The following is a 12,024-nucleotide window of genomic DNA, read 5'->3' as shown; positions in this document are numbered from 1 at the left end:
GTCCTCCTGCGCCAGATCTGGTGCAGGAGGACGGACTCCGAGGCACCCCCTGATCGACGCTGCGGGGTGGGGGTGGCTGCTAGGAGGCGACCGTGGGGTTGATCTCGGGGGCGTCGACCGCCTCGTCCTGCAGACCCCAGCGCTCCAGGGTCTGCTCGTAGGTGCCGTCGTCGAAGGCGTGCTGCAGCGAGGCCTGGATCGCGGTGACCAGGCCGTTGCCCTTCAGCGTGGTGGCCGCGACGTAGGTGGTGTTCGGCCAGCCGGCGTTCACCGTGCCGACGACCTCCACGTCGCCCACCGAGGCCTGGTAGACCGCGTTCGAGTTCGGCCCCAGGTAGGTGTCCAGCCGGCCTGACTGGATCGCCAGCAGGGCGTCCCCCGCGCTGACGTAGTACTCCAGCTGGGCCGGCTCCTGCCCCTCGGACTCCAGCTGCGCGTTCCAGTCGAGCAGGATGCGCTCCTGGTTGGTGCCCGAGCCCACCCCGATCCGCAGCCCGGAGATGTCCTCCGCGCCGGCGATGGACAGGTCGGTGTCCGGGGCCGCGACGAAGGCCATGATCCCCTGCCGGTAGGTGGCGAAGTCGAACAGCTGCAGCCGGTCGGCGTTGACCCCGACGTTGGAGAACACCGCCTCCAGGTCGCCGGACTGCACGCCCAGCGGCCAGCCCTCCCACGTCGTGTTGACCACCTCGAGCTCCAGGCCCAGGCCGTCGGCGACGAGCTGGGCGATGTCGACCTCACTGCCCACGACGGTGCTGTTGTCGTCGGCCAGGAAGCCCAGCGGCGGGTCGCCGGCGCCGGTGATGCCCACCCGGAGGACGCCGTCCTCGGCGATGTCGGCGGGCACGAGCTCGGCGGCGTCCGGGTCCTCGTCGGTGCGGACGCGGTCGGCCTGCTCCGGCGAGGTGTCGACGACCAGGACGGTCTCCGACGAGCCGGTGCTGTCGGCCCGGGCCTCCGCCTCGATGTCGGCGGAGCTGGTGCAGGCCGTCAGCAGCAGGACGGCGGCGACGGGCAGGGCAGCGGCGATGCGCAGGGGTTTCACGTGGATCCTCATTCGGTCAGGCGCCCAGGCCGGGCGGGTTGAGCTGGGAGCTGTCGACGGCCTCGTCCTGCAGGCCCCAGCGGGCCAGGACCTCGGCGTACGTGCCGTCGGCGATGACGTGGTCGACCGCCGCCTGGAAGGCCGCGGCGTAGCCGTTGCCCCGGACGGTGGTGACCGCGATGTCGGCGGTGGCCGGCCAGCCGCCGCTGGTGGTGCCGGCGATGGCGAAGTCCTGCGGTGCGGTGGCCGCGCTGTAGGCCGCCGTCGGGTTGGGCCCGACGTAGGCGTCCAGCCGGCCCGACTGCAGCGCCAGGATCGCGTCGTCGTACTTCGGGTAGTAGTCGATGGTCACCGGCGCCAGGCCGGCAGCCACGTTCTCCGCGTCCCAGGCCAGCAGGATCTGCTCCTGGTTGGTGCCCGAGGCGACTCCGACGGTGAGGCCGGCGATGTCGGGTGCCGAGGAGATCTGCAGGCCGGAGTCCGCGCCGACCAGCCAGCCGAGCACGTCGGACCGGTAGGTGGCGAAGTCGTAGAGCTGCTTGCGCTCCTCGGTGACCGTCACGTTGGAGATGACCGCGTCGACGTCGCCGGACTGGACCGACAGCGGCCAGTTCGACCAGTCGTTGACCACGAACTCGACCTGCAGGCCGAGGGCGTCGCCGAACAGCGTGGCCAGGTCGGTCTCGCTGCCGATCACGGTGGAGTTGTCGTCGGCGTAGAACGCCAGCGGTACGGCGCCCTGGGTCACCGAGACCCGGAGGACGCCGTCGTCGAACGCGCCCGGGGGGAGCAGGGCCACCGCGGCGGGGTCGACGGTGGAGTGGATGCGGTCCTGCTCGGGACTCGTGTTCACCGAGATGGCGGCGCCGTCGGCGGCGTCCCCGGTCCGGGCCTCCTCCTCGATCTCGGCGCTGCTGCTGCACGCCCCGAGGGCCAGGAGCGCGGCGGTGGCCAGGGACAGTGCGACGGTGCTGCGTCGCAGGTGTGCAGTCACGGTGGTTCTTCCTCTTCTGGGCGTGCTTCGACTACCGGCGACGCGGGTGCGCCGTCGGGGGGTAGGGGGCGGGAGCTAGAGGACCTTGGCCAGGAAGGCCCGGGTCCGCTCGTGCTGCGGGTCGTCGAGGACCTGGGCGGGGGTGCCCTGCTCGACGACGCGGCCGTCGTCCATGAAGACGATCTGGTCGGCGGCCTGCCGGGCGAAGCCGATCTCGTGGGTGACCACGATCATCGTGGTGCCGGTGCGGGCCAGGTCGGCGATGACGGCCAGCACCTCGCCGACCAGCTCGGGGTCCAGCGCCGAGGTGGGCTCGTCGAACAGCAGGACGGCGGGCTTCATCGCCAGCGCCCGGGCGATCGCCACCCGCTGCTGCTGCCCGCCGGACAGCTGCCGGGGGTGTGCGTCGGCCTTGTCGGCCAGCCCGACCCGGGACAGCAGCTCGCGGGCCTCGGCCTCGACCTCGCGGCGTGGCCGGCCCTGCGCGGAGACCGGTGCCTCGACGACGTTCTCCAGGGCGGTCAGGTGCGGGAAGAGGTTGAAGGACTGGAAGACGAAGCCGAACCGGGTGCGCTGGCGCAGCAGCTCCTTCTCCTTGAGCTCGTGCAGCTTGTCGCCCTTGCGGCGGTAGCCGACCAGCTCGCCGTCCAGCGCCACGAACCCGCGGTCCACGGTCTCCAGGTGGTTGATCGACCGCAGCAGCGTCGACTTGCCCGACCCGGACGGCCCCAGGACGACGGTCACACTGCCCGGCTCGACGACCAGGTCGACCCCGTGCAGCACCTCGTGGGTGCCGAAGGACTTGTGCACCCCGTGCACCTCGACGCGGCCCGGGCGGGCCTGCACCGCGGTCACCGGGTCACCGGGTCGCGGTCGGAGGTGGACCGGACGCGGGACAGCCCGGCGGTCAGGTTGCCGCGCAGCCGTTGCAGCGGTGTCGGCGGCAGCGTGCGGACCGCGCCCTTGGCGTAGTACCGCTCGACGTAGTACTGGATCACCGTCACCACGGTGGTCAGCACGACGTACCAGATCGCGGCCACCACCAGCATCGGTAGCACCCGCTGGGTCCGGCCGTAGATCACGCTGACGGTGTAGAACAGCTCGCCGAGGGCCAGCACGTAGACGATCGAGGTGCCCTTGAACAGGCCGATGATCTCGTTGACCGCGGTGGGCACGATGGTCCGCATCGCCTGCGGCAGCACGATCTTCGTGGACTGCCGGCGCCGCGGGATGCCCAGGCTCGCCGCCGCCTCGTGCTGGCCCTGGTCCACCGAGAGGATCCCGGCCCGGACGATCTCCGCCGAGTACGCGGCCTGGTGCAGCCCCAGGCCGAGGATCGCGGCGCCGAACTTGTCGATCAGCGACAGCGTCTCGACCGACGCGAACGACGGGCCGAACGGGATGCCGATGTCCAGCGACTGGTACAGGTAGGCGAGGTTGTACCAGAGCAGCAGCTGCAGGATCAACGGCACCGAGCGGAACACCCAGGTGTAGCCCCAGCTCACCGCCCGCAGCAGCGGGGACCGGCTCAGCCGCATCAGCGCGAGCACCGTGCCCAGGGCGAACCCGAGGACGGCGGTGATCAGCGTCAGCTTGATCGTCATCCAGACGCCCTCGACGATCGAGACCTCGCCCAGGTAGGCCCAGACGACGCCCCACTCCCAGCGGGGGTTGGTGATCAGCGAGTTCGCCACCATGGCCAGCAGGACGGCGACCACCGCGGTGGCCACCCACCGCCCGGGGTTCTTGGCCTTGACCACGGTGAGGCGGTCGTAGGGCGTGCCGGCCGGCGGGGCGTCGGCGCGGTTCTCCAGCAGGGTCATGTGAGGTCCTTCTCGAAGGCGTAGATGCGCTCGGCGACCGGGAGCGACCGGAGGGTCGCGAGGTCCGTGGGCCGGGGGACGGCGGGGTCGAACAGCGGGGTGTAGCCGGCGGCCAGGTAGAGCGACCGGGCCTCGGGTTGCCGGGGTCCGGTGGTCAGGAAGACGCGGGCGGCGCCCCGGTCCCGGGCCACCGCCTCCAGCTCCGCGAGCACCCGGCGGGCCAGCCCGCGCCGGCGGTGGGCGGCGGCGGTCCACATCCGCTTCACCTCGACGGTGCCGTCGTCCGGGTGCGGCTTGAAGGCGCCACCGGCCACGGCGACCCCGTGCTCGAGCAGCAGCACGAAGGCACCCAGCGGCGCGGTGAACTGCTCCACCGGGTAGCGGGTGAGCTCCTGCTCGGCGCCGCCGAACAGGTCGCCGTAGCGGCGGTCGTACTCCACGGCGAGCTCGGCGAACAGGGGTCGGGCCAGGGGGTCGTCGGGGTGGACGACGACCACGTCGACGTCGGCGCCGACGCCGAGCAGGCGTGCTGAGGACATGCGGGGACTCCTGGGACGGTGCCGGGACCCCGCCCGGGGAGGGAGATGTCCGGGCGTGGGTGGGGGAGCGCGGGAACAGGTCAGCGACAGAGCGCGCTGTCGGTACGGACCAGGTCGATGACCCGCCGCCCGACCAGGAGGAGGACAGGCAGCAGCACGGACCGCGGGGCGGTCTCGGTGATCTCCACGTCGTCTCCTCGTCCCCCGCCGACCGGCGGGGCTGCACTTGCGACAGTCGTGCACCGTCGCCAGGTCGTCACCCGGGGCACCCCACCGCAGCGGAGGGTTGCCGGCCAGCGAGCCGGGGCTTGTCGCTGGCGCTCAGAACCTGTGCAGGAACGTAGGACAACCCGGGCCGATGCGTCAAATCCGATCGACTTGGTGGAGAATGAGGTCGTCCACCCGCTCCGGAGAGGAGGTCCGCGATGCCCGACCAGCCGCTCGTCCGCCGTCGCCACGTGGACCTGTGCCGCACCGGCAGCGCGCTGGGCCGCTGTCGGTAGGCCCTCGCCCACCGTCCGCCGCCAGCCCCGGAGTCCCCTCGTGACCAGCCCGAACACCCTCACCGTCGCCCTCGTCGGTGCCGGCCCCACCGCCGTCGGCGTCCTCGAGCGCCTCGCCTCCCGGGCGGGTGGCGACGACCTCGTCGTGCACCTGGTAGACCCGTTCCCGCCCGGCGGCGGACGGGTCTGGCGGACCGCGCAGTCTGACCTGCTGTGGGCCAACTCATTGGCCCGGGACGTCACCGTGCTGCCCGACGACTCCGTCACGGTGCCCGGCCGGGTCGTCCCCGGCGCCACCGTGGCGCAGTGGGCCGCCGACGTCGGCGCGCAGCTGCCCGGCGAGGACGGCGCGCAGGCCCGCCGGACCACCCCCGGCACCTTCCCGTCCCGCCGGCTGGTCAGCGGCTACCTCGGGTGGGTGCTCGACCGCCTCGCCGCGCTGCCCGGGGTGACGGTGCACCGGCACCGGACCCGGGCGGTCGACTTGGTCGAGCACGGCACCGCCGTCGAGGTGCAGCTCGCCGACGGCGGCCGGCTGGACGTCGACACCGTCGTGCTCGCCCAGGGGCACCTCGACCGCACCCGCACCGACGGCGAGGTCGAGCTGGCCGACGCCGCCGCGGCCGCCGGGCTGACCCACGTGCCCACCGCCTACACCGCCGACCTGGACCTCTCCGTGCTCCGCCCGGGTGAGGACGTGCTGGTCCGCGGGGCCGGGCTGGCCTTCGTCGACCTGGTCACCCTGCTGACCGGCGGTCGCGGGGGACGGTTCCGGACCGACCCGGACGGCCGGCTGGTCTACCTGCCCTCGGGGCAGGAGCCGGTGCTGCACGTGGGCTCCCGCCGCGGCACCCCCTACAAGGCCAAGCTCGACTACGACTGGGCCGGCCCGCCGGTCCCGCTGCGCTTCTTCACCCCCGACGAGCTGACCGCCCGGTTCGGCGACCGCCCGCTGGACCTGCGGGCGGACCTGGCCCCGGTGATCGCCCGCGAGCTGGGCTGGGCGCACGCCACCGAGCTGTTCCGGGCGCACCCGGAGCGGGTGGCGATGCCGTGGGAGGAGTTCGCCGCGCGGTACGCCGCCGGCGAGGACCCGTGGGCCGCGGCGGTCCTCGACCCGGCCGACCGGTTCGACCTCGCCGCCCTGGACCGCCCGCTGGCCGGAGCCCGGTTCGCGACCGGCGAGCAGCTGCAGGAGTGGGTCCGCGGCTACGTCCGGGCCGACCTGGCCCGCGCCGCCGACCCGGCGCACAGCGCCGACCAGGCCGTCTTCACCGCCTTGCTGTTCTGCCACGGCACGATCGCCGGGCTGGTGCGGGCCGGCCGGCTGACCGAGCGGTCGGCGCGCGAGGACGTCAGCGGCTGGTGGATGAACCTGTTCAGCCACCTCGCCAGCGGACCGCCGTCCCCGCGGCTGGCGGAACTGCTGGCGCTGTGCGAGGCCGGCGTCGTCCGGTTCACCGGTGCGGACACCGTGGTGACGCTGGAGGGCGACCGCTGGGTCGCCCGCTCGGCCAGCACCGACGAGGTGACCACCGCGACTGCGCTGGTCGAGGCCCGGGTGCCCGCCGTCGACGTCGCACGGACCACCGACCCGCTGCTGCGCGCCCTGCAGGCCCGCGGGACCGCCGCCGAGCAGCCCGGCACCGGGCGGCTGCACGTCGACGCCGGCTACCGGCTGGTGGACCGCCACGGCCGGTCGGCCGCCCGGGTGCACGCGGTGGGCTTCTGGACGTCGGGCGCCCAGGTGGCCGCGTTCGCCCGGCCGCGGACGAACGCCCCCTTCTTCCACCAGGACGACGCCCTGGCGGCCGCCCTGTGGGCGCTGGTCCCGGCCCAGGCGGCGCACGCCGCCTGAGGACCGGTCAGAGGGCGCCGGTCAGCGAGCCGAGCACCGGGTCCCACTCGGCCAGGGTGGAGCTGGCCACGACCCCGCGGACGGCGAACGGGTCGGCGTCCAGCCAGCCCTGCACCTGTGCCTCGTCCTCGGCGCGGAACAGCAGCAGGGCCCCGGCCGGTGCCCCGGCCCCGAACGGTCCGCTGAGCAGCAGGGAGCCGGCGTCGGCCAGCCCGCGCAGGTAGTCGCGGTGCTCGGCGCGGACCTCGTCCCGCAGGGCGACGTCCTCGGTGTAGCGGTAGGTCACGGCGACGATCACGGGGACTCCTCGGTGCAGGGGTGGGGCCCCGATCCTGCCTGCCCGGGATCAGTCGAGGATCGCCCGGGTGACCGCGACCTGCTCGGTCAGCACCCCGCCGATGACCGCCTGGGTCTCGTTGATCGTCTCGATCACGCCGCCGATCGAGGCCAGCGAGCTGACGACGGCGTCCACCTGCTCTTGGATGGCGGTGATCTTGGCGGTGACGTCGGTGGTGGCCACCGCGGTCTCCCGGGCCAGCTCCTTGACCTCGTTGGCCACGACCGCGAAGCCGCGGCCGGCCTCGCCGGCGCGGGCGGCCTCGATGGTGGCGTTCAGGGCGAGCAGGTTGGTCTGCGCCGCGATGGCGCCGATGGTGTGCGCGACCTGGCCCACCTGCTGGCTGGACTCACCGAGCGCGGCGACCACCCGGTTGGCCTCCTCGGCCAGGGTGCGGCCCTCGCTGGCCACGTTCGTCGCCGAGAGCACGTTGCGCTCGACCTCCTCGATGGAGACGACCAGCTCCTTGCCCGCGGTGGCCAGCCGCTCGGTGGCGGCGATCCGGTCCAGGGCCTGGCCCAGCAGGTAGGCGGTGTTGCGCAGGGCCGCCTCGCGCCCGGGCGACAGCACCATGGTCCAGGTGGCGAAGAAGTCCATCGTGCCGATGATCGCGCCGCCGGCGACCACCGGGAGGCAGACCCCGGAGCGCACGCCGGCCTGCTGCGCCACCGGTGCCCGCACGCAGTCGGTCATCTGGCCCAGGTCGGGGACGAAGAACAGGTCGCGGTTGCGCCAGGTGCGGCCGGACAGGCCCACGCCGGGGGCGAAGGTGGCCGACAGGGTGACCGCGCGGAACTCCGGGCCGGCGTCGCCGGACTCGCGGTCGAAGCGCAGCACGCCCGCCGAGGCGTCGACCCGCCAGAACGAGCCGTAGATCCAGCCGAAGCCCTCCCGGATGGTGTCCAGGGCGATCCGCAGCGCCGTCCCGGCGTCGGTGGCGGTGGTCAGCTCCTGCAGCACGGTCGTCACGGCGGCGACGTCCTGCGCGGTCTTCGCCTCGGCCTCGGCGGCGGCGAAGCGGGCGATGGCCTGGGAGACCAGCGTCCCGACCAGGCGCAGCGTGCGCAGCCGGCCGGGGGACGGCGTGAGCTCCTTCATGCAGAAGAAGTCCATGGTGCCGGTGACCTGCCCGTCGGCGAAGAGCGGGAAGCAGATGCCCGACCGGATGCCGACCCGCTGGGCGACCGGTGCGCGCACGCAGTCCACGACCTCGCCGAGGTCGCTGGTGACCACCAGGTCACGGCCGGACCAGGCGCGGCCGGACAGCCCCACCCCGCGGGCGAAGGTCGCCGTGGCGGTGACCCGGGCGAACTCGTCGCTGACCGAGCCGGACTCCGAGGAGAACCGCAGCACGCCCGCCGCCGGGTCGACGGCCCAGTGGGAGCCGTAGGCGTACCCGAACGCCTCGCGCACCGCCGTCAGGGCGGCGACCACCGCACCCCCGGGTGTCGGTGGCCGCGGCGAGGGCCGTGATCACCGCGCTGACCGCCTCGATGTCGAGCTCGGCCTCGCTCGGGCCCACCGCCTGGGTGCGGGCGGCGGTGCGGGATGCGAACACGGGGCACTCTCCTCGGTCGAGCGGCGCGCGGTTCCTTCCACGCGTCGTGGGCTTCTCGGCGACCGCCGGGGGTCCGTCCACCCGAAAGCCCAGGTGGAACCAGAAAGGCCGCAAGGGCGGGTGGTCGGCGGGCGCTGCAACGGGGCTGCAACGTGCGCCGGGCCGGCACGTGGGAAAGTGGGCCGGTGAGCCAGCCCACACAGGTCCCGCCCCGCCCGGCCCCGCCGGCCAGCCCCGAGGCGCTGGCGGAGGCGCTGCGGGCCACGGGCTACCTGCCCGACGAGGGCCTGACGACGGCGGCCTACCTCGCGCTGGCCATGCACCGCCCGCTGTTCCTCGAGGGCGAGGCCGGGGTCGGCAAGACCGCGCTGGCGCACGCGCTGGCCGAGGTCACCGGCCGGCCGATGTACCGGCTGCAGTGCTACGAGGGGCTGGAGGCCAGCCAGGCGCTCTACGACTGGGACTTCGGCCGGCAGCTGCTGCACCTGCGTGCCGCCGAGGCCGCCGGGTCCGGCGGCGACACCGCGGAGCTGGAGGCCGGGCTCTACGACCGCCGGTTCCTGCTCGCCCGACCGCTGCTGCAGGCCCTGGAGGACGCCCCGAGCGTGCTGCTGGTCGACGAGATCGACCGCGCCGACGACGAGTTCGAGGCCTTCCTGCTCGAGCTGCTCAGCGACTTCACCATCTCCATCCCCGAGCTCGGCACCGTCCGGGCCGCCGTCCCGCCGCTGGTGGTGCTCACCTCCAACCGCACCCGCGAGGTGCACGACGCCCTCAAGCGGCGCTGCCTCTACCACTGGCTGGAGCACCCCGACTTCGAGCGCGAGGTCGCCATCCTGCGCAGCCGGCTGCCGCAGGTGACCGAGGAGCTGGCCCGCCAGGTGGCCCGGGCGACGGCTAAGCTGCGCAGCCTGGACCTGCTCAAGCCCCCGGGCATCGCCGAGGCGATGGACTGGGCGACCGCGCTGCACACCCTCGGCGCCCGCGAGCTCGACCCCGACACCGCCGCCCGCACCCTGGGTGCGGTGCTGAAGTACCGCGAGGACACCGACCGGGTGCACGCCCTCACCCGGGGAGCCCTGTTCGGGTGACCGAACTGGCCTTCGGGCTGGCCGACCGGCCCCAGCGGGACGTCGTCGAGGTGGTGCTCGGGTTCGCCCGCACGCTGCGGCACGCCGGGGTGGCCGCCTCGCCCGACCGGGTCGAGGCGATGCTGGCCGCGGTCGGCCACCTCGACGTGCTCGACCCGACCGACGTCTACTGGTCCGGTCGGCTCACGCTGTGCGGCAGCCCGGACGACCTGGACCGCTACGACGCGGCCTTCGCCGCCTATTTCGCCGGCGAGGCGCCCCGGAAGAGCCGGACGTCGGCCCGGCAGGAGCAGCGGCTGGCCGAGTCGGCGCCGCTGAGCGCCTCGGCGGGCTCGGGCGAGGAGAACGAGGAGGCCCCCGACCTGCAGGCGGCGGCCAGCGAGGCCGAGGTGCTCCGGACCCGGGACGTCTCCGAGCTCACCGTCGCCGAGCGGGACCAGCTGCGCCGGCTGTTCGCCCTGCTGGTGCCGGCCGCGCCGATGCGGCCCTCGCGGCGCCGCCGGCCCGACCGGCACGGCTCGGTGGACATGGCCCGCACCATCCGGCACGCGCTGCACGACGGCGGCGAGATCACCGCGCTGCGCCGCCGACGGCCACGACCGCGCCCCCGCCGGGTGGTCCTGCTGGTCGACGTCTCGGGGTCGATGAGCCCCTACGCCGACGCGCTGCTGCGCGTCGCGCACGCCGCCGCGCGGGCCCGGCCGGCCTCGACCGAGGTGTTCACCATCGGCACCCGGTTGACCCGGGTCACCCGCGAGATGCGGCTGCGCGACCCGGACAAGGCGCTGGCCGCCAGCGGGCACGCCATCCCCGACTGGTCCGGGGGCACCCGGATCGGCGAGGTGCTCAAGGCCTTCCTGGACCGGTGGGGCCAGCGCGGCACGGCCCGCGGCGCCGTCGTCGTGGTGTGCAGCGACGGCTGGGAGCGCGGGGGCACCGAGCTGCTGGGCGAGCAGATGGCCCGGCTGCACCGGCTGGCGCACAGCGTGGTCTGGGTCAACCCGCACAAGGGCCGGGCCGGGTACGAGCCGTTGACCGGCGGGATGCAGGCGGCCTTGCCCGCTGTTGACCACTTCGTCGCGGGCCACAGCCTGGCGGCCTTCGAGGAACTGGCAGGAGTGATCGAGAATGCGTGATGTCTTGGACGACCTCGTGGGCTGGTGGCAGGCGGGGGAGACCGTCGGCATGGGCACGGTGGTCGCGACGTGGCGGTCGGCCCCGCGCCCGGCGGGTGCCTCGATGCTGGTCGGCCCGGACGGCACCGCGGTGGGCAGCGTCTCCGGTGGCTGCGTCGAGGGCGCGGTCTACGAGGAGGCCAAGGACGTCGTCGCCTCGGGGGCGCCGACCCTGGAGCGCTACGGCGTCAGCGACGACGACGCCTTCGCCGTGGGCCTGACCTGCGGCGGGATCCTCGACGTCTACGTCGAGTCGATCTCCCGCGAGTCCTTCCCCGAGCTCGGCGACGTGGCCGAGAGCGTCGGCCGGCACGAGCCGGTCGCCGTGGTCACCGTGGTCAAGGGCGCCGACGACCGGCTGGGCAACCGGCTCGTGGTCTGGAACGACCGCACCTCGGGCACGCTGGGCTCGCAGCGGCTGGACGACGCCGTCGCCGCCGACACCCGCGGCATGCTCGCCGCCGGCCGCACCGCCACCCTGAACTTCGGGCACGACGGCGAGCGCCGCGGCGACGACCTGACGCTCTTCGTCTCCTCCTTCGCCCCGCCGGCCCGGATGGTCGTCTTCGGCGCCATCGACTTCGCCGCCGCCGTCGCCCGGGTCGGGGCGTTCCTGGGCTACCGGGTCACCGTCTGCGACGCCCGGCCGGTGTTCGCCACCGCCCGGCGCTTCCCCGACGCGCACGAGGTCGTCGTGGAGTGGCCGCACAGCTACCTGCAGACCGAGGTCGACGCCGGGCGCATCGACGAGCGCACGGTGCTCTGCGTGCTCACCCACGACCCGAAGTTCGACGTCCCGTTGCTGGAGGTCGCCCTGGACCTGGACGTCGCCTACGTGGGCGCGATGGGCTCCCGGCGCACCCACGACGAGCGGCTGGACCGGCTGCGCGAGGCCGGGCTGACCGACGTCCAGCTGGCCAAGCTGTCCTCGCCGATCGGGCTGGACCTGGGCGCCCGGACGCCGGAGGAGACGGCGATCTCGATCGCCGCGGAGATCATCGCCGGCCGCTGGGGCGGTTCCGGCGAGCGGCTGACCGGCGCCGACGGCCCGATCCACGCCAGCGCGGAGCGCTGACGCCGCCCCCGCCCGGCCACCGCGGC

12 protein-coding genes and 1 riboswitch are annotated in these 12,024 nt (G+C 74.2%); of the genes, 5 read left to right on the top strand and 7 right to left on the bottom strand.

Annotated features, from left to right (window positions below; all coding sequences use genetic code 11):
- Positions 1-79: 79 nt before the first annotated feature.
- The 5 genes from UXQ13_RS19430 to UXQ13_RS19410 all read right to left on the bottom strand — a co-directional run bounded on the left by UXQ13_RS19430 (position 80) and on the right by UXQ13_RS19410 (position 4,401).
- Positions 80-1,045 (bottom strand): ABC transporter substrate-binding protein, encoded by a 966-nt coding sequence (locus UXQ13_RS19430; protein WP_336392775.1) that lies wholly within the window; start codon positions 1,043-1,045, stop codon positions 80-82.
- Between the two features lie 16 nt (positions 1,046-1,061).
- Positions 1,062-2,039 carry an ABC transporter substrate-binding protein gene (locus UXQ13_RS19425; protein ID WP_225233509.1) on the bottom strand — a complete coding sequence of 326 codons (978 nt, stop codon included), beginning with the start codon at positions 2,037-2,039 and terminating at the stop codon, positions 1,062-1,064.
- Between the two features lie 75 nt (positions 2,040-2,114).
- Entirely contained in the window at positions 2,115-2,894 is a 780-nt protein-coding gene (locus UXQ13_RS19420) for an amino acid ABC transporter ATP-binding protein (RefSeq protein ID WP_318249974.1), read from the bottom strand.
- On the bottom strand, positions 2,891-3,862 hold the full coding sequence (locus UXQ13_RS19415; RefSeq protein WP_225233508.1) for an amino acid ABC transporter permease: 972 nt from the start codon (positions 3,860-3,862) through the stop codon (positions 2,891-2,893). The genes UXQ13_RS19420 and UXQ13_RS19415 overlap by 4 nt, the downstream gene beginning before the upstream one ends.
- Positions 3,859-4,401, bottom strand: coding sequence for a GNAT family N-acetyltransferase (locus tag UXQ13_RS19410; RefSeq protein ID WP_225233507.1), 543 nt, complete (start codon positions 4,399-4,401; stop codon positions 3,859-3,861). The genes UXQ13_RS19415 and UXQ13_RS19410 overlap by 4 nt, the downstream gene beginning before the upstream one ends.
- A gap of 217 nt (positions 4,402-4,618) precedes the next feature.
- Positions 4,619-4,730: riboswitch (SAM riboswitch) on the bottom strand.
- Positions 4,731-4,826: 96 nt separating this feature from the next.
- Here UXQ13_RS19410 and UXQ13_RS23715 point away from each other — a divergent pair.
- On the top strand, positions 4,827-4,904 hold the full coding sequence (locus tag UXQ13_RS23715; RefSeq protein ID WP_380095999.1) for a putative leader peptide: 78 nt from the start codon (positions 4,827-4,829) through the stop codon (positions 4,902-4,904).
- Between the two features lie 40 nt (positions 4,905-4,944).
- A complete protein-coding gene (locus UXQ13_RS19405) occupies positions 4,945-6,762 on the top strand; it encodes an FAD/NAD(P)-binding protein (RefSeq protein WP_225233506.1) in 1,818 nt (605 codons plus the stop codon).
- A 7-nt stretch (positions 6,763-6,769) separates the two neighbouring features.
- On the opposite strand, the gene UXQ13_RS19400 is transcribed toward UXQ13_RS19405, so the two are convergent.
- Entirely contained in the window at positions 6,770-7,060 is a 291-nt protein-coding gene (locus tag UXQ13_RS19400) for a YciI family protein (RefSeq protein WP_225233505.1), read from the bottom strand.
- 48 nt (positions 7,061-7,108) lie between these two features.
- A complete protein-coding gene (locus UXQ13_RS19395) occupies positions 7,109-8,533 on the bottom strand; it encodes a GAF domain-containing protein (RefSeq protein ID WP_263639371.1) in 1,425 nt (474 codons plus the stop codon).
- A 309-nt stretch (positions 8,534-8,842) separates the two neighbouring features.
- On the opposite strand from UXQ13_RS19395, the gene UXQ13_RS19390 reads away from it, so the two are divergent.
- The 3 genes from UXQ13_RS19390 to UXQ13_RS19380 are packed head-to-tail and all read left to right on the top strand — an operon-like array spanning position 8,843 to position 11,998.
- Positions 8,843-9,748 (top strand): AAA family ATPase, encoded by a 906-nt coding sequence (locus UXQ13_RS19390; RefSeq protein WP_336392774.1) that lies wholly within the window; start codon positions 8,843-8,845, stop codon positions 9,746-9,748.
- Positions 9,745-10,884 (top strand): vWA domain-containing protein, encoded by a 1,140-nt coding sequence (locus tag UXQ13_RS19385; RefSeq protein WP_225233503.1) that lies wholly within the window; start codon positions 9,745-9,747, stop codon positions 10,882-10,884. Before UXQ13_RS19390 ends, UXQ13_RS19385 begins: the two co-directional genes overlap by 4 nt.
- Entirely contained in the window at positions 10,877-11,998 is a 1,122-nt protein-coding gene (locus tag UXQ13_RS19380) for an XdhC family protein (protein ID WP_225233502.1), read from the top strand. Before UXQ13_RS19385 ends, UXQ13_RS19380 begins: the two co-directional genes overlap by 8 nt.
- Positions 11,999-12,024: the final 26 nt, after the last annotated feature.

The organism is Klenkia terrae (assembly GCF_037083865.1).
GTDB lineage: Bacteria > Actinomycetota > Actinomycetes > Mycobacteriales > Geodermatophilaceae > Klenkia > Klenkia terrae.
The sequence above is the reverse complement of the archived record's forward strand: the minus strand, read 5'-3'. Positions and strand labels throughout refer to the sequence as shown.

Coding starts and splice junctions, on each gene's coding strand:
- UXQ13_RS19415 (WP_225233508.1), bottom strand. CDS start 3,862: ATGACCCTGCTGGAGAACCGCGCCGACGCCCCGCCGGCCGGCACGCCC.
- UXQ13_RS19410 (WP_225233507.1), bottom strand. CDS start 4,401: ATGTCCTCAGCACGCCTGCTCGGCGTCGGCGCCGACGTCGACGTGGTC.
- UXQ13_RS23715 (WP_380095999.1), top strand. CDS start 4,827: ATGCCCGACCAGCCGCTCGTCCGCCGTCGCCACGTGGACCTGTGCCGC.
- UXQ13_RS19380 (WP_225233502.1), top strand. CDS start 10,877: ATGCGTGATGTCTTGGACGACCTCGTGGGCTGGTGGCAGGCGGGGGAG.